We start from the raw sequence: 22,302 nt of genomic DNA, 5'->3' as shown, positions 1-22,302 counted from the left end.
AACTTCTAAAAAACTTATATTTGTTATAATTTGGCTAAAAATTCAGCTTAGGAAAATACATGCCAAAAAGAACAGATATCAAAAATATATTATTAATAGGCAGTGGGCCTATCGTTATAGGTCAAGCTTGTGAGTTTGATTACTCAGGGACTCAAGCGGCAAAAACCTTAAAAGAGCTAGGTTATAGAGTAGTTTTGATCAATTCTAATCCAGCTACGATCATGACAGATCCTGAATTTGCTGATGCAACTTATATAGAACCAATTACCAAAGAAAGTATTCTAAGTATTATCAAAAAAGAAAAAATCGATGCGATTTTACCTACTATGGGTGGCCAAGTTGCTTTGAATGTCGCTATGGAAGTTTATGAAAGTGGCGAGCTTGCAGATGTAAAATTTTTAGGTGCAAATCCTGAAGCGATTAAAAAAGGTGAAGATAGACAAGTTTTTAAAGAATGTATGAAAAAAATTGGTATGGATTTGCCAAAATCTATGTATGCGTATAATTATGAAGAGGCTTTAAAAGCTGTTGATGAGATTGGTTTTCCTTTGATGATTAGGGCTTCTTTTACTTTAGGTGGCGCAGGAAGTGGCGTGGTGTATAATATGGATGAGTTTGCAGAACTTGCAAATACTGCTTTAGCGCTAAGCCCTATCCATGAAATTTTAATCGAAGAAAGCTTGCTTGGTTGGAAAGAATACGAAATGGAGGTTATTAGAGATAAAAATGATAATTGTATTATCGTTTGCTCTATTGAAAATGTTGATCCTATGGGAGTTCATACGGGTGATTCTATCACTATAGCTCCTGCTTTAACTTTGACTGATAAAGAATACCAAGCAATGCGTAATGCCTCTTTTGCTATTTTAAGAGAAATTGGAGTAGATACAGGCGGATCAAATGTGCAATTTGCTATCAATCCAACTAATGGTAGAATGATAGTTATTGAAATGAATCCTAGGGTTTCAAGATCTTCAGCCCTAGCTAGTAAAGCTACGGGTTATCCTATAGCTAAGGTAGCTACGCTTTTAGCAGTTGGATTTAGTTTAGATGAGATTAAAAATGATATCACAGGAACTCCTGCTTCATTTGAACCAGTAATTGATTATATTGTAACTAAAATTCCTCGTTTTACTTTTGAAAAATTCCCAAATGTAAACACAGAGCTAGGCACTGCTATGAAAAGCGTGGGTGAGGTTATGGCTATAGGGAGAACTTTTAAAGAAAGCATTCAAAAAGCACTTTGCTCACTTGAGAGAAATTTAAGTGGGTTTGATACTATAGAATGTGATAAAAATGAGCTTTTGGCAAAAATTCGCCAAGCTAATGAAAAACGCTTGCTTTATATAGCACAAGCTTTTAGAGAAGGTTTTAGCACACAAGAGCTTTTTGAGCTTTGCAAAATAGATCCTTGGTTTTTAAATCAGATCAAAGAAATAGTGGAATTTGAAAATCAAATTGATATGGATATTTTAAGTAATAAGCAACTATTAAGAAAAGCTAAAACCTTAGGTTTTTCAGATAAAAAAATCGCTAGCTTGATTAATCAAAAAGATAATCTTGAGTTAAGCCAAAATGATATTTATTATGCAAGAATTAAACATAAAATCATCGCTCAATATAGTGAAGTAGATACTTGTGCGGGCGAATTTGAAGCACTAACCCCGTATTTATACTCAAGTATTAATGCAAATGAAGCTACACAAGTAAAAGAAAGTAAAGATAAAAAAGATAAAAAAGTGATGATTATAGGTGGTGGGCCAAACCGCATAGGACAAGGCATTGAGTTTGATTATGCTTGTGTGCATGCTTCTTTTGCTCTAAAAGATATGGGCGTAAAAACTATAATGTATAATTGTAATCCAGAAACGGTTTCAACAGATTATGATACAAGTGATATTTTATATTTTGAGCCGATTGATTTTGAGCATTTAAGAGCAGTTATTGATAGAGAAAGACCAGATGGGGTGATAGTGCATTTTGGTGGTCAAACTCCGCTTAAATTTGCAAAACGCCTTAGTGCTTTTGGAGCAAAGATCATAGGAACAAGTGCAAGGGTGATAGATTTAGCTGAAGATAGAAAGAAATTTGCTAAATTTATCGAAGATTTAGGCATAAATCAACCTAAAAACGGCACAGCTATAAGTGTAGAAGAAGCGATTATAAAAGCAAATGAGATAGGTTATCCTGTGCTTGTTAGACCAAGCTATGTTTTGGGTGGTCGTGCAATGCGTGTGGTGCATGATGAGAGCGAGCTTAGACTTTATATGCAAGAAGCCGTAGATGTGAGTGATAAATCTCCGGTATTAATCGATCAATTCTTAGACAATGCAACTGAACTTGATGTAGATGCGATAAGTGATGGAAAAGAAGTTTATGTAGCAGGTATTATGGAGCATATTGAAGAAGCAGGAATTCACTCAGGCGATAGTGCTTGTTCTTTACCTGCTGTAAATATTGATGAAGCTATGCTTGAAATGATTGAGCAAAAAACAAAAGATATTGCTTTAAATTTAGGAGTAGTAGGACTTTTAAATATACAATTTGCTATCCATGATAATAAACTTTATATGATAGAAGTAAATCCAAGAGCTAGTAGAACTGTGCCTTTTGTAAGTAAGGCTACAGGAATTCCTTTAGCTAAGGTTGCAACACGCGTGATGTGGCAGGGAAATTTAAGAGAAAGTTTGAAATTTTATGATACCTTTAAAGTAGTAGAAGAAAAAAATGGAATTTTAAGAGCTAAAAAACCAAAACACATTAGCGTAAAATCAGTGGTATTTCCTTTTGCTAAACTTAGCGGAAGTGACCTTGAGCTTGGGCCTGAAATGCGCTCAACCGGTGAAGTTATGGGAGTAAGTAAAGACTTTGAAAACTCTTATGCAAAAAGCCAACTTGCTTCTTCAAATTTCTTACCAGAAAGTGGCAATGTATTTTTATCACTAAGAGAGCAAGATAAAAAATATGCAGTAGATTTAGCTAATGAATACATTAAGCTAGGTTTTAAAATCATTGCTACAAGTGGTACTTATAAAATTTTACAAGAAGCAGGTTTGGAGTGTGAGTTTGTACATAAAATTTCTGAAGGACGCCCAAATGTAGAGGATAAGTTAAAAAATTCTCAAATTCAACTTGCTATAAATACTAGCGATGAGCATAGCTTTAAAGGCGATACTAAAAAAATTAGAGCAAATATTTTACGCTTTAAAACCCCATATTTTACAAACCTAAGAGCAGCGTATGCAGGTGCTAAAGCGATTAAAGCTATACAAAATAAATCATGTCTTGAAGTAAAGAGCTTACAAGAATACTTAAAAGCATGATTTATCTTGCTCAAACTGATACAACAGCAGGGTTTTTAAGCAAGGACTTAAAAGCCCTTAATGCTTTAAAAAAAAGGCCTTTAAGCCAAGATTGTCTGATTACTACGGCTAAATTTAGTGAGCTTAAAAAACTTACAAGAGTGCCAAATCATTTTAAAAATACTATTAGAAAATCCAAAAAAACTACTTTTTTATATCCTAATTCTAAAGCAATACGCGTTGTGAAAGATTGCGCTCATGAGAATTTTTTAAAAGAGTTTGATTGGCTTTATTCTACTTCTGCAAATCTTCATGGAAAAAAATTTGATCTAAATTGGGCTATGCAAAATGCAGATAAAATAATAGATGAAAAGTTTTTTGAAAGTGGAGCCTCAAAGATTTTTAAACTTCGAGGCATTAAAAAAGTTAAGTTACGCTAATTATTTTCCAAGTGGCCAAAATACTTTTGGTTCTTCTCCGATTTTTGCTTGTCCATGATACATTCCAAGTTTATCTTTAGTCCAAGCATAGCCAACTTTTCCGTTTTTATCTATAGAGATGATTCCACCTGTGCCGCCAAGTTTAGCTACTTGTTTGATAGTTTCTTCGGCTGCTTTTTGTACCGAAAGTTTTTTGTATTTATACAAAGACGCAACTTCATGAGCTGCAGCTACTCTTATGTAAATATCGCCTGTTCCTGTGCAAGAAATCGCTACTGAGTCATTATTTGCATAGTTTCCTGCTCCTATGATAGGAGAATCCCCAATGCGTCCTGTCATTTTATTTGTAGTACCACCTGTGCTTGTACCTGCTGCTAGGTTGCCGTTTTTATCTAAAGCTATTGCACCTACTGTGCCTAAATATGGCTCAGTACTTACACCAAGATGAGCTTTTGCTTTATCACTATCTAATAAAACTTCTTTGCTTTTTTTAGCTTCTTGAAGCTGTTTGTATCTATATTCTGTAAAGAAATATTTTTGTCCTACTATTTCTAAACCATGTTTTTTGGCTAATTTATCAGCACCTTCGCCCGCTATTAAAGTGTGGGGTGTTTTTTCCATAACAAGTCTTGCTGCTTCGATAGGATTTTTAATCGTCCTAGCCATAGCAATTGCACCTGCTTTTAAATTTTTTCCATCCATTAATGATGCATCAAGTTCGTTAAATCCATCAGAAGTAAAAACAGCGCCTTTTCCAGCATTAAATTCGGGACTATCTTCCATGACTTTAATGGCAGCTATAACCGCATCAACTGAGCTTCCACCTTTTTCAAGTATGCTTTGACCTGCTTTTAAAGATTCTTTCATTACTTTTTCTCTTTTAGCAAATTCTTCTTTAGTAAGTCCTAAGCCACTTGTTCCACCATGTATAACGATAATAGGTTCAAAATCTTTTGCAAAAGTATTATTGCTTGTTAAAAAAGCTAAACTAGCTAATACCAATAAAGCCTTTTTGCTACCTGCTAAAAATTTCATATGTATCTCCTTTTTTGTAAGCTGAAAATTCTATAATAATAAAAATTAAATATAAATTAATATTATAGAAATATTTAAAAATATTTATAAAATACAATAGCTTTTTTATTAAAATTATTTTTTGCTTAAATTTTTATTTTGTAATTTTAGTTATAATTTGCGCTTTTGAAAAAAGGTAGATTATGATAGAAAGAACAAAAATAAGCTCTAATTTTGGTTGGTTTATGGTGATTTTAGGTGGTTTGGTTGAGTGTTTTTGGGTGAGTGGCTTAAAATACTCAACTGAAATTTGGCATTATGCTTTAACAGCCATTGGGGTTTGTATATCTTTTACATGTTTTTTAAAAGCTTGCGAAAGACTTGAAGTAAGTATTGCTTATAGTGTTTTTGTGGGTATTGGTACAGTTGGAGTAGTGCTTAATGAGATGTTTATTTTCAATGAGCCAACTTCCATTACTAAGCTTGCTTTAATAGCCATTTTACTTTTAAGTATTATAGGTCTTAAAATCATTAGCAAGGAAGCTAAATAATGGAATGGTTTTTTTTATTTTTAGCGACTGCTTTTGAAATTTTTGGTGTGATTATCATGAAGCAACTTGTAAGCACTAAAAATAAGCTTTATCTTTTAGCTTTGATAGTGTGTTTTGCCTTTTCATTTGGGTTTTTAAGCCTTAGTATGCAAAGCATTGCTATGAGTGTGGCTTATTCTATATGGACAGGAGCTGGAACTGCAGGCGGGGTTATCATTGGGGTGCTTTTTTATAAAGAAAGTAAAAGCTTTTTAAAGCTTTTTTTAATTGCTCTTATCATTGCTTGTACTGTGGGTTTAAAAATACTTTCATAGGCTTAAAATGAAAATATACATTAGTGGTATAGACACAGATATTGGTAAAACTTATCTAAGTGCTAGACTTTGTAAAGAATTGGGTTTTGATTATTTTAAGCTTATCCAAGCAGGCACGCCAAAAGATAGCGAGGTAGTAGCTGAGTTTAGTCCAAAAACTAAGATTTTCAAAGAAGGCGTGTTTTTACAAACTCCTGCTTCACCACACAAAGGCAGGATTTTAGAAAATTTAAACTATAAAGCTTTTGATATACAAATTCCACAAAGTGAAAAACTCATCATCGAGCTAGCTGGTGGGCTTTTTTCGCCCATTGATGATGAAAAAACAATGATTGATTATATGAGCGAGTTTAAGCACCCTACGATTTTAGTGGCAAAAGACTATCTAGGAAGTATCAATCACACGCTTTTAAGCATAGAAGCACTAAAACAAAGAGATATTAAAATCATTGCTTTGGTTTTAAAAAGCCAAGATACTTTTAGCAAGGATTTTATAAGCAATTACGCTAAAATTCCTATCATAGAATTTGATGATAAAGTGTGCGAGAAACTTTCAAAAATCTTTAAAAATCTCTCTTAAAGACTGCACTATATAAACAATCTCATCTTCATTTATAACATATGGTGGCATGAAATAAATTGTATTTCCAAGTGGTCTTAAAAGCAAGCCTTTTTCTAAGGCTCTTTGAAAGACTTCAAGTCCTGCTCTTTGATATTTGCTTTTTTGTATGTCAAATGCACTTACCATACCTAAATTTCTAAAATTTCCTAAAAAGTCAAATTCTTTTAAACTTTTCCATTGAGTTTTTATAAAAGCACTTTTGATTTTATTTTTTGCGATGATATTTTCTTTTTCAAAAATATCCAAAGTCGCATTAGCCGCTGCACAAGCTAGGGCATTGCCCGTGTAAGAGTGAGAGTGTAAAAAGGCCTTTTGGCTCTCATAGCTATCATAAAATTTCTCATAAATTTCATCTTTAGTAAGCACCACTGAAAGTGGTAAATACCCACCCGTAATAGCTTTAGAAAGACATATATAATCAATACTTTGTGAGCAATAATCAAGCGCAAACATTTCCCCTGTGCGTCCAAAACCTGTGGCTATCTCATCAAATATTACTTGCACACCATAACTTTTAGCAAGTTTAACCGCCTCATCTAAATACCCAAGCTCATACATGTGCATATTGCCCGCACATTGAAGTAAAGGCTCAAGTATAAAAGCGCAAATTTCATGATGATGATTTTTTAAAATGCTTTCTAAAATTTCAAGTTCTTTTGCATAGTCCTTGCTTGTTGGCACAGGTGTTGTGATGCTTTTTAAAAGTAGAGGCTCATAGGTTTTTTTATAAAGTGCTACATCGCCAACGCTTAATGCACCTAAGGTTTCACCATGGTAAGAATTGCTAAGTGATAGGAATTTATCCTTTTTAGAGCCATTGTTTAAGTGGTATTGAAAACTCATTTTTAAAGCCACTTCTATGGCTGAACTACCATTGTCTGCAAAAAAGCATTTATCAAAAGGCAAAAGCTTGCAAAGTCTTTGCGAAAGCTTTATGATAGGCTCGTGTGAAAAGCCTGCAAGCAAGACATGCTCTAAATTTTGAAGCTGATCTTTGATTTTTTCATTGATATATTCATTGCAATGGCCAAAGATATTTACCCACCAAGAACTAATGCAGTCTATGTATGATTTTTCATCAAAATCATACAAATACACTCCCTTGGCTTTTTTTATAGGTATTAAAGGTAAAAACTCATGATCGCTCATTTGTGTGCAAGGGTGCCAAATGTGTTTTAAGTCTAGTTCTTTTAAATTCATTTTTACTTCTTTGATTTTTATTACTAATGATACTACAATTTTTACTCAAATTTATGCTTTAAAATGAAAAAGGATTATTTAGAAAATATTTATATAATTAGTTTTTTTATTTTAAAATTTCAAAAGGAAAAATAATGAAAAAAATATTAGTTGTTCTAACAATTTTATTTTTAAATTTTGCATACTCACAAGAGGATTTGGTTGAAAAAGGGATTAAAGCCTATGAAAGTGGTGATTATATAAATGCTATGAAGTATTACAAACAAGCTTGTGATTTAAATATTGGAATCGGTTGTTTTGGTATTGGAGCTTTGTATGAAAGAGGGGAAGGTGTTAAAAAAAATAATTTTAAAGCAGTTGAGTTTTATAAAAAATCTTGTGATTTAAATATTGGAATCGGTTGTTTTGGTATTGGAGCTATGTATGAAAATGGAAAAGGTGTAAGAAAAGATAATTTCAAAGCAGTAGAATTATATCAAAAAGCATGTGACTTAGAAAATGGTTTAGGTTGTTCTAATCTTGGTTTCATGTATGAAAATGGACAAGGTGTAAAAAAGGATAATTTGAAAGCAGTTGAGTTTCATCAAAAAGCTTGCGATTTGAATAATGGAAGTAGTTGCAATAATCTCGGGATTATGTATGTAAATGGATCTGGTGTTAGAAAGGATCTTTCTAAAGCTTTAGAATATTTTGGCAAGGCTTGTGATTTAAAAAGCGATGAGGGTTGTGAAAACTATGCAAGGCTTAAACAATAATGCAAATTGCACAAATTTTAGATGCATTAAAACAACAAGATAATTTTAGAATTCTACGCTCATTAAAGCATGAGGGAAAATATGTCGTTTATAATGAGCAAAAATTGCTAAATTTAGCGAGCAATGATTATCTAAATTTAAGCAATGAAAAAGCATTAAAACAAGATTTTTTAACACATTTAAAAAAATTTGAATTTTCTAGTTCAAGTTCAAGAAGCTTGAGTGGAAATTATGCGATTTTTGATGAATTTGAAAGCTTTTTAGAAGCTAAGTTAGGTAGAAAAATCTTACACTTTAACAACGGTTATGCCTTAAATGTTAGCTGTTTGCAAGCTTTAGCAAGCATTAAAAATACTTTATTTTTAGCAGATAAACAAGTGCATGCAAGCATCATCGATGGTTTAAGGCTTGGTGGGGCTAAATTTATAAGATTTAAGCACAATGATATAAAGCATTTACAAAGCTTAGTGCAAAAGCATTATAAAGAATTTGAAAATATCATCATCGTAAGTGAAGCGCTATTTAGTATGGATGGAGATTTTGCGCCTATAAAAGAATTCATAAATTTAAAAAAAGAGTTTAAAAATATCAAAATTTACATCGATGAAGCTCATAGCATAGGTTGTTTTAATGATGATGGTTTGGGTTATGTGAAATTTTTGGGCTTAGAAAAGGAAGTGGATTTTTTAGTTTTTACCTTTGGTAAGGCTATAGCTTCTATGGGAGCTTGCATGATAAGTGATGAGAAAGATTTTTTTATCAACAAAGCAAGAGCTTTTATATACTCAACCGCCATTGCACCTATCAATGTAGCTTGGACTTTGCATGTTTTTAAGCATTTGCATGAATTTAATACTCAAAGAAAAAAGCTTTTAGAGTTAAGTGCTTGGTTTAAAAATGCTTTAGCAAGTAAAGGTGCAGTTTTAGGCGAGGCTTATGTGATATCTTTTATTTTAGGGCAAAATGCACTAGCTAGTGAAATTTCTCAAAAGCTTTTAGAAAATGGTATTTTTGCACCTGCTATTAAAGAGCCAACCGTAGCTAAAAATACAGCTAGAATTCGCTTTTCTTTACATGCTGGGCTAGTGAAAAAAGACTTAGAAAAGGTTTTGGAGGTACTTTGAAAACTCATTTTTTACATGAAAATGCAAATTCATCTGAGTTGATTTTATTTTTTTCAGGGTTTTGTTCACATTTTAGCCATTTTGCACACTTAAAAAGTGATGTAAATGTTTTAATGGCGTATGATTATACGAGTTTTGGTTGGGAAATTAATCTTCATAAATTTGAAAAAATCACTCTTGTTGGCTTTTCTATGGGAGTTTGTGTAGCGAGTAAAATTTTAAAAGATATAAAATTTGATAAAAAAATAGCCATAAATGGCACAAATTTACCTATAAATGATGAATTTGGGATCAAAAAAGCCATTTTTAAACTTACGATGAAAAGATTTGTTTTAGAGGATTTTAAATCAAATTTGCTTGAAAAAAGAATGAGTTTAAGTGATGGATTTTACTTTGAAAAAAACGAGCATTTAAAAGCAGAACTTTTAAGCTTATACGAGTTTTGCACTAAAGATTTAAATGAAAATTTCACTTGGGATAAAGCTATAATTAGCAAAGAGGATAAAATCTTTCCACCAAATCATGCTTTTAATTTTTTCAAAGAAAAGGCAATGTTTATCGATGAGCCACATTTTGCATTTTTTAAATACCACACTTGGGAAGAGCTTTGCAAACTTTCATAAGAGCAAAAGATACTTATAGCGCAAATACACCAGTGCAAAAAGACATGGTTAAAGAGCTTTGTAAAATGCTTAGTGAGAATGATTTGAGCGATTTTAAAGCGGTATTTGAGTTTGGCTGTGGAGTAGGGGTTTTTAGTAAGGCTTTGCAAGAGCATATTAAATTTAAGCATTATTTTTTAAATGATATTTATCCTTTTGAAAATCCTTGCAAATTTGATGAATTTGGTGTTTTTGATATGAATGAACTTAAAAATCATCATTTTTATACGAAAAAATTTGATCTTATAGCCTCAAATGCTTGTATGCAGTGGCTAAAGATAGATGAGCTTTTAGAAAATCTTGCAAATATGCTAAGTAAAAATGGGATTTTGCTTTTTTCTACTTTTGGAGAAAAAAATTTCACTCAAATAAAACAAAGCACTAATTTATCACTTGAATATTTAACTTTAGAGCAAATGGCACAAAAGCTTTCTAAAAATTTTAAGATCATAAAGGCAAAAGAAGAGTTAAAAGAGCTAAAATTTGATGATACTTTAGAGCTTTTTAGACATTTGAAATTAAGTGGGGTAAATGCTTTGAGTGAAAAATTTTTCATAAGCAAGGCATTTTTAAAAAACTATGAAAAAGAATTTCAAAATACCTTGACTTATCATCCTTTATTTTTTATGTGTCAAGTTTATTAAATTTGATAGATATTTTTTTGCTAATTCTTCTCTTAGATAAAGCTTGTTAAAATCACTTATATCCATACATAAAGCAAAAGCATAAATTTGATGAGTTTTTTTATCTTTTATAAAACCTACGATTTGTCCGTATTTTTCTTTTCCCCAGCCTGTTTTTGCAAAAAGCTCATAATGATTATTTTCACTAAGTTTTATTATATTTATAATTTCTTTTTGTATATTTTTAGGATAATCTAAATTTAGATTTGCTAGTTCAAAAAGTAAAACGGATTGCTCTTTAGGACTAATTTGCAAAGAATCATCAAGCCAAAATTCATCGATTTTATTTATTTTTTGGTTGCCATAGTTGAGTTTACTTAAGTTTTTTTGCATTTTTTCTAAGCCTATTTTTCTAGCTAGTTCTTTATAAGCAGGTAGTTGAGATCTTTGCATAGCTAGGGTTAAATTTGCGTCATTTTTCCAAGAGGGTAAAAATACTTTTTCGCCTTTGTAATGATAAAAAATCTCATTAGTATTTTTCACAACGCCTTCATTAAGTGCGATTAGGGCGTTGAAAATTTTAAAAGTAGAGGCAGGTAAAATGCGTTTGTTTGCTTTTTTAAAATCATTACTATAATAATCCTTGCCATCATAAGCTATAAAAACTCCACTTTCATTGTAATCTTTAAAAATATTTTCTAAATTTTCATTTGCCAAAACAAAAGAGCAAAAAAGGCTAAAAAGTAAAAGTATTTTTTTCATTTTATTTCCTTTTTCATTAAAAAATTTTTTAATTCTTGTTGATCTCTTATAGCAATGTTTTCTTTGATGATTTTAAATCCTGCTTTTAAAAAGAAAATTTTAGCACTAAGACTAGCAAAAGTATAAATTTCACTATAAGGGTAGTTTTTAAGAGCAAATTCTAATAAAGCTTTGCCATAACCTTGATGAGCATAGTTTGCACGAGTAAAGCAAAGATCGAGAGTTTTTTCTTCTAAATTTATACTTATAAAAGATATGATTTGACCTTTTTCTTCATAAACAAAGCCTAGTTGATTTTGAAATTTTCTTTCCCAAGTTTTTTGGTCTATATTAATCCATGCATGAATTTGTTCTTTTGTGTAATCATTTTTGCAAAGAGTAGATACGCTTTGCTTAAAAAGCTTGATACAAGAAGCTAAGTCTTTTATATCAAGCTTTCTTATCAAGTACTTTCCTTAAAGCCAAAGAAGCTAAAGCAAGTCCAAAAGAGGCTGTTACGCCCATAAATGAGCCAAGATCTTTACAATGAGCTTCTTCGTCTGAAAATACCACATCAAAGTCTCCTTTAAAGCCTGATTTTCTAAGTTCATAACGGAATTTTTTAGCTAAAGCATCGCCGTGAGTTTTAAATATGCTTGTCGTTTTAATACGCGTTGGATCAAGCTTTCTAGCTCCACCGGTTGATGAGATAAAAATTTGCTTTTTCAAATCAACCAAGTTAGCCAAAGCAACCTTAGCAGGTATATCATCAATCGCATCGATGATTAAATCAAACTCGCTTAGATCAAAACTTTTTAAAAACTCATCATCGATTTTACTAACTATACCTTTGGCATTATAAATGCGTTCAAAAACCTTAGCTTTTTCCTCACCTATATTTTCGCTATGAAGTTGGCGGTTTTGATTAGTAGTTTCAAATTTATCCGCATCGATTAAAGTTAGATTACTAAAGCCACTTCTAAAAAGTGCATCAACACAAATTCCACCAACTCCACCAAGTCCGCAAACTAAAACTTTAGTATTTTGAAATTTAATAAAATTTTCTTCATTAACAAGCCATTTTATACGCGTGTATCTATCCATTTTTCATCCATTTTTTGAGATTTTTCATTTGATTATAAGCTGTTAGATCAAGCATTATAGGTGTTATTGTGGCATAGCCTTGTTTTAAAAGTGCTATGTCTGAGTCTTTTTCATTTTCATGATCAAGATTAGCAGCAGCTAGCCAGTAGTATTCTACACCTCTTGGATTTGTATTTGAGTGTGCTTCATAACTATAAATTCTTTTACCTGCTTTGCAAATTTTTAAGCTCTGAAAGGCTGTTTTGCTAGAAGGAAAGTTGATATTTAAAAATTCTTTTTTATCTAAAGGAAAGCCCTTTTCAAAGATATTTTTGACTATTTTTTTAGTAAGTTTTAAAGCAAGTTTATAATCAAGCTCTTTTTGACTATCTTTGTAAAATTGTGATAAAGCTATAGCAGGAATTCCATGAAGCACAGCTTCCATAGCACCTGCGCAAGTTCCTGAGTAGGTTATATCCTCGCCTACATTAGCACCTTTGTTAATTCCACTTATGACAAGATCAGGTAAACGCTTTTTGTATAAAGCATGCAAAGCTAGATAAACACAATCTGCAGGTGTGCCATCATCAAGCTTGTAAAATCTTTTTCCAACCTTGTGAAATCTTAAAGGTTTGGTTAGTGTTATGGAGTGCGAGCATGCTGATTTTTCACTAGCAGGAGCTACTATGGTAATTTTAGCTTTAAAATGCTTTCTTAGCATTTTAATAAGCTTTTTTAAACCTTCACTTTCATAGCCATCATCGTTTGTTATTAAAATTTCTTTCATATTTTTTCCTTTTTTTAAATTTTAACACAAGTAATACAATATTTTTTTATTACTAAATTGTTTTTTCATTTTTTAAATATTAAAATTATAGTTTTGATTAATTTTTTTAAAGGAAAGAATGATGTCAAAACTTTTACTTTTTAGTGCTTCTGGTTATAAAGATAGTGCGTATTTAAGTCATACTAGAGAATTTATAGATGATTTTTTAAAAGAAAATTCTATGGTAGATGAAGAAATTCTTTTTATACCTTATGCAGGAGTTAGAAGGACTTATGATGCTTATGAAGCCAGGGTAAAAGAAGGTTTGAAAAAAGATAATATCAAATCATTGCACCATTTTAAAAATTTAAAAGAAGCGATTTTAAATGCAAAGGTTTTTTTAGTAGGTGGAGGCAATAGTTTTATGCTTTTGCATAAATTATATGAAAATGATTTGCTTGAAGTGTTAAAAGAGCGTATTGAAAAAGGGGTTTGCTATATAGGTTGGAGTGCAGGTTCTAACATAGCAGGTCTTAGCATAAAAACAACTAATGATATGCCTATTGTTATGCCAAAAAGTTTTGATAGTTTAGGGGTTTTTCCTTATCAAATCAACCCGCATTTTATTAGTGGGAAAATTCCTGGGCATAATGGAGAAAGTAGAGAGGAGCGCTTGGAAGAGTTTTTATTAACTAATCCAAAAGACATTGTTTATGCTATACCGGAGGGTTCTGCATTAAAAGTGCAAGATGATAGCTTAAAAATCATAGGTCATCATGATGTGCTAAAGCTAAGCTATCCTTTTAATGTGGAATATTTAAAAGTTAATCATACAACTAAAATCTAAAGGAGAAAAATGCAAACTTTTTATCTTTTAGCTGCGATTTTTGGTATTGTGGCTGTGGTTTATTTGCTTATTAAAAAAGTAGAAACAAAAACATCTTTAATTAGCGTTGGTTTCATTTTGTGCTTGATTTCACTTAAGCCCATTGAAGCTTTGAGTGCTTTTACGCATGCTATGGTGCAACCTGCCTTGATTAAGGCAATTTGTGCGAGTATGGGTTTTGCTTTTGTGATGAAAGTGACTAAGTGTGATAAACATTTGGTTAAATTACTTACAACACCTTTGAAAAATGTAGGATTTTTCTTAATCCCGCTTGCTTTTATGGTGACTTTTTTTATTGCTATAGCTATACCTTCAGCAGCAGGATGTTCAGCAGCAGTTGGTGCGACTTTAATACCGCTTTTAATGGCTTCAGGTATAAAACCTGCCATGGCAGCAGCAACAGTGCTTTGTGGAACTATAGGAGGAATTTTAAGTCCAGGTGTTTCTCATACGGCTTTGATTTCTGAAATTTCAGGGAAAAATATACAAGAAATTGTTTTAACTCAAACTCCAAATGCATTAACAGCAGGAGTGATAGTGATGATTTCTTTGATGATTATGGCGGTGGTTTTTAAAGACTATCAAAAAGGACAAGTTTTTGAAGTGGCTAATCAAAACAAGACTGAAGATAATATTGAAAAAGTAAATGTATTTTATGCGCTTATGCCTTTAGTGCCTTTAATTGTGCTAATTATAGGTGCAAGTCCTTTAAATGATTATGAGTTTTTAACATGGACAAAAGAAGTTGGAGTTGCTGAAGCTATGCTTTTAGGAGCGATTATAGCTTTAGTAGTAACTATGAGTAAGCCTGATAATATTTTTAAAGAGTTTTTTAATGGTATGGGAAAATCTTATGCAGAGATTATAGGGATTATCATAGCTGCAAGTGTTTTTGTTGCAGGTTTAAAAGCATGCGGGGTGATTGATATCATCATAGAATGGCTTAAAAATGAACAACATTATGTGCGTTTTGGTGGAACTTTTATACCATTTTTAATGGCTATGGTTACAGGTAGTGGTGACGCTGCTGCTATGGCATTTAATAAGGCTGTAACTATTCATGCTCAAGATCTTGGTTTTGATCAAGTTAAACTTGGTACCGCAGTGGCAATGTCAGCAGTGCTTGGAAGATACCTTTCGCCTATTTTAGGAGCTTGTATTATCGTTTCAGCTATCGCTGGGGTTAGTCCTTTAGAAATTGTTAAAAGAACTGCTTTAGGTTGTGTTGTTTCGGTGGTTGTAATTGCTTTTGTATTATTATAAATTTAAGCCTTTTAAGGCTTAAATTTATTTTGCAGCTAGGATGATGATTTCTTGTATAACTTTGCTTGCTGCTTTTAAAGATTTAACAGGTAAATACTCATAAATAGAATGAAAATTATGTGCTCCGGTAAAGATATTTGGGCAAGGCAAGCCTTTTTCTGAAAGCACTGCTCCATCATATCCTCCACGCATAGGAATGATTTTAGTTTTGATATTTAAATTTTCATAAGCTTGTAAAGCAAGTTTAATAGGCAAAGATTTGGTTGTTTTTAGACTATTAAAGACATTTTTATAACGATCGTTAAGCTTGATGTTAATTCTTTCTTCTCCGTATAGCTTTTTAAAACTATCATTTAAATCTTGCAAAAATTGCATTCTTTGTTTGTATTTTTCATCATCAAATTCTCTAATATCTATTTTTAAAATAGTTTTAGCACTATTTCCCTTGAGCTCTTTAACCCAAAAATATCCTTCTTTGTTTTCTGTATATTCAGGTGCTTCACCATTTGGAAGCATAGAGATAAATTTATGTGCTAAAAGCAAAGAATTTACTAATTTTCCTTTAGCACTCATAGGATGAGCAGATTTTCCTATAAATTCTACTTCACAATCTCCTGCATTCCAATTTTCATAAATAAACTCTCCTATCTCACAACAATCTAAACAATACCCAAAATCAGCATTAATTTCTTTTATATCAAAAGCTTTTGCCCCTCTTAAACCTTGCTCTTCATCAGGTAAAAAGCAAGCATAAATATCACCATGTTTAATATCAGGATTTTTTACAAAAAATTCAAGCATATCCATAATCGCCGCAATAGCTGCTTTATCATCAGCTCCAAGCAAGCTTGTGCCATCGGTGTGGATGATATCATCTCCTATATAGTTTTTAAGTTCTTTAAATTCACTTTCTTTTAGATAAAGATCTAAGTTTTTATTTAAGCATATATCCCCACCTTGATACTTAGTGATTTGCGCTTTGGTATCGTTAGTTTGCTCCATACTTGTATCTAAATGTGCAAAAAAGGCTATTTTAGGAGCATTTGGAGTGTTTGCTGGCAAAAGAGCTGTGGTGATGGTGTTTTCTCTTCTTTTGATGTCTTTTAAACCTAGTTCTTGTAGTTCTTTTTCGAGTAATTTTGCAAGCTCCATTTGATTAGGACTTGATGGCATAATGCCTTTGGCACCATTTTCTCTACTTGTAGTGGTGTTAATCTTAGTGTAATTTATAAATCTTTGAACAATATCCATAATGTTTCCTTTTGTATTAAAAATTAATAAATTATAACAATTCATTTTTTAAATATTTGATAAAATTAATAAAAAAATATTAAATGATATTTTCTATCAAAATTTATTTAAAATTATGATAATATATTTAAATTTAAACAAAGGAGGAAAAATGCAAAAAATTAAATTTGTAATGATTCTAAGTATATTGATAACATTCTTTATAGGATGCTCTTCTAAAGAGCAATTTAATCCTTTGGGTCGTTCTTTGGGTGGTGTAAATGATATTGATCCTTTAAAAATAGGTAAAAATCCAACACCACCTACTAAGCAAAAAACGCCAGCTTTGGTAGAAGGTAAAAAATTTTCAGCTATACCGCTTGAGCCACCGCTTATAAAAACAAATACCTTTAAAGGAGATAATCCTATAAAAGGACCTTTACCAAGACTAACTTCGGATAATAAATTTGCCTCAAATGCTTTGTATGAAAATTCAGGTATTGCAAGTGATTTTGTAACTATCATGAATCCAAATGGTGCCGCATTAACTGTTTGGGCATTAAATCCAGGTAATTGGATATGGGGTTATAATTTATTTGATAGTAAGTCTTTTGGTGATGCAAGAGTGTGGCAGCTCATTGAATTTCCAAATAATAAAGTTATGATTAAAAATGCAAAAACTAATACTTGTTTAAATGCTTATGGAAATGGCATTGTGCATTATCCTTGTGATCAAAGCAATTTTGCGCAATTTTGGAGACTTTATCCTATGAGTAATGGTGCCTATCAAATTCAAAATTATGCTACACAACAATGCATACAAACAACGGTTGCAAATGTAATGGAGGAATTTAATTTTGATTATTATAGTATATATTTAACACCTTGTTTGAAATCAAAAGAAAAAAATTTAGATAGACAATGGAGTATTAGCGCACCTGCTTTTCAAACAAGATCACCTTATGCTGAAGGAGGAGTATTTTGAAAAAGATAATATTTTTAGTTTTAGGTTTTAATTTATTATTTGGAGCTTTAGAAAATTACAATAGTGGAACTTGGAATTTACAAGGTTCATCAGCTTCTACTGAAAGTAAATGGAATATTAGCATTAGACAGCTTGTAACGGGTGCCAATCCTATGGATATTTTGGCTGTTCAAGAAGCAGGAACTCTACCTAGTACCGCAGTAATGACACCAAGACAAGTTCAACCTGTTGGTGTTGGAATCCCTATACATGAGTATGAGTGGAATTTGGGCTCATCAAGCCGTCCAAATTCTGTTTATATATATTATTCAAGAGTAGATGTTGGAGCAAATCGTGTGAATATGGCTATAGTAAGTAGATTGCGAGCTGATGAGGTTTTTGTTTTGCCACCCCCAACTGTTGCTTCAAGACCTATTATAGGCATTCGTATAGGAAATGACGCGTTTTTTAGCATACATGCTTTAGCCAGCGGAGGTAATGATGGCGGAGCTATTGTGAGTGCTGTAGATCAATTTTTTAGAAATAGACCAGAGATTAATTGGATGATTTTGGGTGATTTTAATAGAGAATCAGGAGCTTTGGTTTCTTTGCTTGATGCAGATTTAAGAGCACGTACACGCGTGATCCCTCCAAATACTAATACTCAAACTAGTGGAAGGATTATTGACTATGCTATCACAGGAAATTCAAATACAGCTTCTTTATATAATCCACCTCCAATCATTGCTCTTTTAGCTGTAGCAGGACTTAGGACTTTTTTAGCTTCTGATCATTTTCCTGTGAATTTTAGAAGACCTTAGGAGTAAATAATGAAAAAAATTTGTATTTTATTTTTTATGGCTTTGAGTTTTTTAAGAGCTGAGGTTAGTTTAGATGAATTAGAAGATTTTACACCTATGTTTGCCATAAGATCTTTAGAAACAGGAATTTCGTTAAGTCCTTTTAGATATAGCTCTGAAATACTAGAAGAGCAAAATTGGTTTTTAAAAGAAATAATACTTAGCGATGAGTTAAAAGAAAAAGATAGATATGCCGTGCAACGCCCTTTTGGTTATGTGCAGTTTATAAACCCTAGAGGTGCTGATGTGTGTTTAGCTGTTTTAGATGAAAAAACTTTTGGAACAAAATCTTGCAAGCAAGATTTACAAGATGGACAAATGCAAACGGTTTTTTCTATCATGCCTACGACAAGCTCTGCTGTGCAAATTAGATCTTTAACGCACGGTGGAGTAAAATGCATGAGTACTTTTTATGAAGCACGCGTGCCTATAGAAAATCGTTTTGGCTTAGATGATTGCACTGTAAATCCTTCTGTGCCTATAGAATTAAAAGAATTATTTTTCTTTGCTCCTGCTATCGTTGAAGCAACTCCGGTTTATTAAACTAAACCCGCTTTTGCGGGTTAAAACTCTAAGTTAAAATTTGTTAAAATGTCTTTGAAAATTGATATAAGGTAGGTTAATGAAAACCTTTTTAGTTTGTGCTTTAGAGCCTTCAGCAAATTTGCATTTAAAAGAAGTTTTAAAAGCTTATAAAAATGAGTATAAAGAATTTGATTTAGTAGGAATTTATGATGAGAATTTATGTGAAGAATTTAGTCTAAATTCCAAGCCACTTTATAGTTCACATGAGTTTAGTGCTATGGGTTTTATAGAGGTTTTGCCACTCATTTTAAAAGCCAAAAAAGCTATAAAAGAGCTAGTAAATTTAAGTCTTGCTCAAAAAATTGATGCGATTTTATGTATAGATTCTCCTGCTTTTAACATACCTTTTGCAAAAGCTTTAAAAAAAGCAAATTCCAAAGCAAAAAGAATTTATTATATCTTGCCTCAAGTTTGGGCGTGGAAAAAAGGTCGTATACCTATCATAGAAAGTCATTTTGATGTGCTAGCTTCTATCTTGCCTTTTGATAGTGAGTTTTTTAGTAAAAGCACTTATGTGGGTCATCCACTTTTAGATGAGATAAAAGAGTTTAAAAGCCAAGAAGATGTAAATTCTATACTTTCAAAAAATGATGATGAAAAAATTATTGCCTTCTTACCTGGTTCAAGAAAAAGTGAAATAAAGCGTTTAATGCCTATTTTTAGAGAGTTAAGCACTAAATTTAAAGACAAAAAAATCCTTTGTGTGCCCGAGTTTAATTTAAAAAGACTAGAAATTTACGGGGATGTGAGTAATTTTGAAATTCAAACTAACACCCCAAAAGTGCTAAAAAATGCTGATTTTTCTTTTATTTGTAGTGGCACAGCTACACTTGAAGCAGCTTTGGTTGGCACGCCTTTTGTGCTTGCTTATAAGGCTAAAGCTATTGATGTATTTATCGCAAGATGTTTTGTAAAACTTAAACACATAGGTCTTGCAAATATTTTTTTAGATTTTGCAGGAAAAAGTGAGCTTAATCCTGAATTTTTACAAGAGCAAGTGAATGTGGAAAATTTATATCAAGCTTATCTTAAATACGATTATAAGGCATTTTTTGATAAAGTAGATTTTTTAAAAGAATATTTGCAATTTGCAAGTGCAAAAAATTTAGCTAAAATACTTTATGAAATCAAATAAGGATAAATTATGCAAAAAGAACCTATGAGTAAATACGGCTATGAGAAATTAGAAAAAGAATTAGAACATTTAAAGAAAGTTGAACGCCCAAAAGTAGTAGAAGAAATAGACATAGCAAGAAGTCATGGAGATTTAAAAGAAAATGCAGAATATCACGCAGCTAGAGAAAAACAAGCTTTTATAGAAGGAAAGATTGCTGAACTTGGAGATTTGATCTCAAGAGCGCAAATCATCGATCCATCTTCTTATGAGCATGATAGTGTAAAATTTGGCTCAACTGTTGTTGTAGAGGACTTAGAAAGTGAAAAACAAAGCACTTATACTTTGGTAGGGGTAAATGAGGGAAATTTAGAAAAAGGCTATATTTCCATTAGCTCACCTATTGCTAAAGCAATGCTTGGTAAAAAAGAAGGCGATGATTTTAAAGTGCGTTTGCCAAAAGGCGAGAGTGAATTTGAAATCATTTCTATAGAATACAAAGCTTTGGAATTTTAATTTTTGCAAAAAATAATTATAAAAGAAAATGCTATTTTTATCGCTGATGCGCATGAAAATGAGAATAGGCGTGGTTTTTGGGATTTTTTGCAAGCCTTAAAAGATAAAAAAATTCAAACTTCACAGCTTTTTTTAATGGGCGATATTTTTGATCTTTTGATTTATGAAGTAAAAGCTACTCATGGCTTTGCAAAAGCTTATATAGATTTACTTGAAGAGCTTGCTGATGAGATTGAAATCATTTATTTAGAAGGCAACCATGATTTTAATTTGGCTAAATTTTTTAAAAATGTTAAGGTTTTTAGTATAAAACAGCAACCTTTACTTTGCGAATTCCAAGATAAAACCTTAGTAAAATTAACTCATGGAGATATTTTTTTAAAACCTTTTTTGCAATTTTGCTTAAAAAGTTTAAGAAATCATTATTTGCTATTTTTTTTAAATTTTTTGAATGTTATTAGTAAAGAAAAAATTACTCAAAAAATTCTAAAAAATCAAAACAAAAAACAACTTATTAGAAAAATTCCCCATTTTTCTGCCTTGGTAAAAGAACGTTTAAAGCACTATAATATAGGTTTTATAATAGAAGGTCATTATCATCAAGATGTGTTTTTAGAATACGAAAATATAAAATATTTAAATTTAGCTACTTTTGCATACAAGGAAAGTTTTTTTGTAGTAAAATATGAGCCAGAAATCAGATTTCACAAAATAGAACTTAAGGAGGCATAATGTTTGATGAGAATGTCGTTAAAACAGGTTCAAATGAAATGGAACTTGTTGATTTTCGCATCTTTAAGCAAGGCCACGATAAAGTCTATGAGGGAATTTATGGTGTAAATGTTTCTAAGGTTAGAGAAATCATTAAAATTCCTTTTTTGACTGAAATTCCGGGAGTACCTGACTATGTGGAAGGTATTTTCGATCTTCGTGGTGTGGTGATTCCTGTAATCAACCTAGCAAAATGGATGCAAATTCAAGAACCAGAAATGACAAATATAAAACCTAGAGTTATCATTACTGAATTTAGTAATGTTTTAATTGGTTTTATTGTGCATGAAGCAAAAAGAATTCGCAGAATAAATTGGAAAAATATAGAACCAGCTACTTTTGCAACAAGTGCAGGAAGTTTGGATAAGGGTAAAATTACCGGTGTGACTAAAATCGAAGGAGATGAGGTTTTACTTATCCTAGATTTAGAAAGCATAGTGCAAGAGCTTGGAATTTATACTCCACAAACTGATATTGAAGATGATAAGATTCAAAAAATTGAGGGTATAGCTTTGGCACTTGATGATAGTTCTACTGCAAGAAAACTTGTTAAAGATTTACTTAATAAAATCGGCTTAAAAGTTGTTGAAGCAAAAGATGGGGTTGAAGGTTTACAAAAACTTCAAGAGCTATATGGGGCATATGGCGATGATTTAAATAAACATCTAAAAATCATCGTAAGTGATGTTGAAATGCCTCAAATGGATGGTTTCCACTTTGCAGCTAAAGTAAGAGAAGATGAGAGATTTAAAAATATTCCTATCGTGTTTAATTCTTCTTTATCAAATGAGTTTATGAGTGATAAAGGTGTTAAAGAAGCAGGCGGTGAGGGATATTTGGTTAAATTTAACGCAAGTGATTTCTTTGCTGAAATTTCTCGTGTTATTAAAAAACATGAAAAAGGTGAGGAGTAAAA

The 22,302-nt window shown here is 31.7% G+C and carries 25 protein-coding genes; 18 read left to right on the top strand and 7 right to left on the bottom strand.

The window, feature by feature from the left end; genetic code table 11:
- Positions 1–59: 59 nt before the first annotated feature.
- Both carB and L8W55_RS03380 read left to right on the top strand, forming a co-directional pair.
- Positions 60–3,323 carry a carbamoyl-phosphate synthase large subunit gene (carB, locus tag L8W55_RS03385; protein WP_263677334.1) on the top strand — a complete coding sequence of 1,088 codons (3,264 nt, stop codon included), beginning with the start codon at positions 60–62 and terminating at the stop codon, positions 3,321–3,323.
- Entirely contained in the window at positions 3,320–3,742 is a 423-nt protein-coding gene (locus tag L8W55_RS03380; protein ID WP_263677333.1) for a Sua5 YciO YrdC YwlC family protein, read from the top strand. Before carB ends, L8W55_RS03380 begins: the two co-directional genes overlap by 4 nt.
- Here L8W55_RS03380 and L8W55_RS03375 read toward each other — a convergent pair whose 3' ends face one another.
- Entirely contained in the window at positions 3,743–4,777 is a 1,035-nt protein-coding gene (locus L8W55_RS03375; RefSeq protein ID WP_263677332.1) for an isoaspartyl peptidase/L-asparaginase family protein, read from the bottom strand.
- 182 nt (positions 4,778–4,959) lie between these two features.
- Between L8W55_RS03375 and L8W55_RS03370 the strand changes: the two genes are divergently transcribed.
- Genes L8W55_RS03370 through bioD form a run of 3 tightly spaced genes read left to right on the top strand, consistent with a single transcriptional unit; the run spans position 4,960 to position 6,201 of the window.
- Positions 4,960–5,307, top strand: a complete 348-nt coding sequence (locus tag L8W55_RS03370) for a DMT family transporter (protein WP_039627086.1) — start codon at positions 4,960–4,962, stop codon at positions 5,305–5,307.
- Positions 5,307–5,621: a DMT family transporter gene (locus L8W55_RS03365; RefSeq protein ID WP_087699706.1), complete on the top strand. Its 315-nt coding sequence runs from the start codon at positions 5,307–5,309 to the stop codon at positions 5,619–5,621. The genes L8W55_RS03370 and L8W55_RS03365 overlap by 1 nt, the downstream gene beginning before the upstream one ends.
- A gap of 7 nt (positions 5,622–5,628) precedes the next feature.
- Positions 5,629–6,201 (top strand): dethiobiotin synthase, encoded by a 573-nt coding sequence (gene bioD, locus L8W55_RS03360; protein ID WP_263677331.1) that lies wholly within the window; start codon positions 5,629–5,631, stop codon positions 6,199–6,201.
- On the opposite strand, the gene L8W55_RS03355 is transcribed toward bioD, so the two are convergent.
- Positions 6,175–7,443: an adenosylmethionine--8-amino-7-oxononanoate transaminase gene (locus L8W55_RS03355; protein WP_263677330.1), complete on the bottom strand. Its 1,269-nt coding sequence runs from the start codon at positions 7,441–7,443 to the stop codon at positions 6,175–6,177. The two genes, bioD and L8W55_RS03355, sit on opposite strands and share 27 nt — an antisense overlap.
- A gap of 134 nt (positions 7,444–7,577) precedes the next feature.
- Here L8W55_RS03355 and L8W55_RS03350 point away from each other — a divergent pair, with 134 nt between their 5' ends.
- Genes L8W55_RS03350 through L8W55_RS03335 form a run of 4 tightly spaced genes read left to right on the top strand, consistent with a single transcriptional unit; the run spans position 7,578 to position 10,628 of the window.
- Positions 7,578–8,198: a TPR repeat protein, Sel1 subfamily gene (locus L8W55_RS03350; protein ID WP_044599304.1), complete on the top strand. Its 621-nt coding sequence runs from the start codon at positions 7,578–7,580 to the stop codon at positions 8,196–8,198.
- Positions 8,198–9,322 (top strand): aminotransferase class I/II-fold pyridoxal phosphate-dependent enzyme, encoded by a 1,125-nt coding sequence (locus tag L8W55_RS03345; RefSeq protein ID WP_263677329.1) that lies wholly within the window; start codon positions 8,198–8,200, stop codon positions 9,320–9,322. Before L8W55_RS03350 ends, L8W55_RS03345 begins: the two co-directional genes overlap by 1 nt.
- The gene (locus tag L8W55_RS03340) at positions 9,319–9,945 is read left to right on the top strand and encodes a pimeloyl-ACP methyl esterase BioG family protein (protein WP_263677328.1); all 627 of its coding nucleotides are present in this window, start codon (positions 9,319–9,321) and stop codon (positions 9,943–9,945) included. The genes L8W55_RS03345 and L8W55_RS03340 overlap by 4 nt, the downstream gene beginning before the upstream one ends.
- The gene (locus tag L8W55_RS03335; RefSeq protein ID WP_263677327.1) at positions 9,930–10,628 is read left to right on the top strand and encodes a methyltransferase domain-containing protein; all 699 of its coding nucleotides are present in this window, start codon (positions 9,930–9,932) and stop codon (positions 10,626–10,628) included. Before L8W55_RS03340 ends, L8W55_RS03335 begins: the two co-directional genes overlap by 16 nt.
- Here the strand turns inward: L8W55_RS03335 and blaOXA are convergent.
- Genes blaOXA through surE form a run of 4 tightly spaced genes read right to left on the bottom strand, consistent with a single transcriptional unit; the run spans position 10,602 to position 13,218 of the window.
- Positions 10,602–11,369 (bottom strand): OXA-493 family class D beta-lactamase, encoded by a 768-nt coding sequence (gene blaOXA / locus L8W55_RS03330; RefSeq protein ID WP_263677326.1) that lies wholly within the window; start codon positions 11,367–11,369, stop codon positions 10,602–10,604. The genes L8W55_RS03335 and blaOXA overlap by 27 nt on opposite strands.
- On the bottom strand, positions 11,366–11,815 hold the full coding sequence (locus L8W55_RS03325; protein WP_263677325.1) for a GNAT family N-acetyltransferase: 450 nt from the start codon (positions 11,813–11,815) through the stop codon (positions 11,366–11,368). The genes blaOXA and L8W55_RS03325 overlap by 4 nt, the downstream gene beginning before the upstream one ends.
- Positions 11,799–12,452, bottom strand: coding sequence for a dinucleotide-utilizing enzyme, molybdopterin/thiamine biosynthesis family 1 (locus L8W55_RS03320; protein WP_039619235.1), 654 nt, complete (start codon positions 12,450–12,452; stop codon positions 11,799–11,801). Before L8W55_RS03320 ends, L8W55_RS03325 begins: the two co-directional genes overlap by 17 nt.
- Positions 12,445–13,218 (bottom strand): 5'/3'-nucleotidase SurE, encoded by a 774-nt coding sequence (surE, locus tag L8W55_RS03315; protein ID WP_263677324.1) that lies wholly within the window; start codon positions 13,216–13,218, stop codon positions 12,445–12,447. The genes L8W55_RS03320 and surE overlap by 8 nt, the downstream gene beginning before the upstream one ends.
- Positions 13,219–13,339: 121 nt before the next feature.
- Between surE and pepE the strand changes: the two genes are divergently transcribed.
- Together pepE and dcuC are read left to right on the top strand one after the other, a co-directional pair.
- Positions 13,340–14,044: a dipeptidase PepE gene (gene pepE / locus L8W55_RS03310; RefSeq protein WP_263677385.1), complete on the top strand. Its 705-nt coding sequence runs from the start codon at positions 13,340–13,342 to the stop codon at positions 14,042–14,044.
- A 9-nt stretch (positions 14,045–14,053) separates the two neighbouring features.
- Positions 14,054–15,346: a C4-dicarboxylate transporter DcuC gene (gene dcuC, locus L8W55_RS03305; RefSeq protein WP_263677323.1), complete on the top strand. Its 1,293-nt coding sequence runs from the start codon at positions 14,054–14,056 to the stop codon at positions 15,344–15,346.
- A gap of 24 nt (positions 15,347–15,370) precedes the next feature.
- On the opposite strand, the gene pepT is transcribed toward dcuC, so the two are convergent.
- A complete protein-coding gene (gene pepT, locus L8W55_RS03300; protein ID WP_133319528.1) occupies positions 15,371–16,597 on the bottom strand; it encodes a peptidase T in 1,227 nt (408 codons plus the stop codon).
- Positions 16,598–16,748: 151 nt separating this feature from the next.
- Here pepT and L8W55_RS03295 point away from each other — a divergent pair, with 151 nt between their 5' ends.
- From L8W55_RS03295 to L8W55_RS03265, 7 genes are all read left to right on the top strand, one after another.
- On the top strand, positions 16,749–17,561 hold the full coding sequence (locus L8W55_RS03295; protein ID WP_263677322.1) for a cytolethal distending toxin subunit A/C: 813 nt from the start codon (positions 16,749–16,751) through the stop codon (positions 17,559–17,561).
- Positions 17,558–18,361, top strand: coding sequence for a cytolethal distending toxin subunit B family protein (locus tag L8W55_RS03290; protein WP_263677321.1), 804 nt, complete (start codon positions 17,558–17,560; stop codon positions 18,359–18,361). Before L8W55_RS03295 ends, L8W55_RS03290 begins: the two co-directional genes overlap by 4 nt.
- Before the next feature lie 9 nt (positions 18,362–18,370).
- The gene (locus L8W55_RS03285) at positions 18,371–18,943 is read left to right on the top strand and encodes a cytolethal distending toxin subunit A (protein ID WP_263677320.1); all 573 of its coding nucleotides are present in this window, start codon (positions 18,371–18,373) and stop codon (positions 18,941–18,943) included.
- Between the two features lie 79 nt (positions 18,944–19,022).
- Positions 19,023–20,120: a lipid-A-disaccharide synthase gene (lpxB, locus tag L8W55_RS03280; RefSeq protein ID WP_263677319.1), complete on the top strand. Its 1,098-nt coding sequence runs from the start codon at positions 19,023–19,025 to the stop codon at positions 20,118–20,120.
- Between the two features lie 9 nt (positions 20,121–20,129).
- A complete protein-coding gene (greA, locus tag L8W55_RS03275; RefSeq protein WP_039619215.1) occupies positions 20,130–20,615 on the top strand; it encodes a transcription elongation factor GreA in 486 nt (161 codons plus the stop codon).
- 3 nt (positions 20,616–20,618) lie between these two features.
- Positions 20,619–21,347: a UDP-2,3-diacylglucosamine diphosphatase gene (locus L8W55_RS03270; RefSeq protein ID WP_263677318.1), complete on the top strand. Its 729-nt coding sequence runs from the start codon at positions 20,619–20,621 to the stop codon at positions 21,345–21,347.
- Entirely contained in the window at positions 21,347–22,300 is a 954-nt protein-coding gene (locus tag L8W55_RS03265; protein WP_263677317.1) for a chemotaxis protein, read from the top strand. The genes L8W55_RS03270 and L8W55_RS03265 overlap by 1 nt, the downstream gene beginning before the upstream one ends.
- Positions 22,301–22,302 lie beyond the last annotated feature (2 nt).

The organism is Campylobacter sp. FU_520 (assembly GCF_025772385.1).
GTDB lineage: Bacteria > Campylobacterota > Campylobacteria > Campylobacterales > Campylobacteraceae > Campylobacter_D > Campylobacter_D lari_C.
Note: the sequence above shows the minus strand (reverse complement) of the source record. Positions and strands in the feature narration are given on the sequence as shown.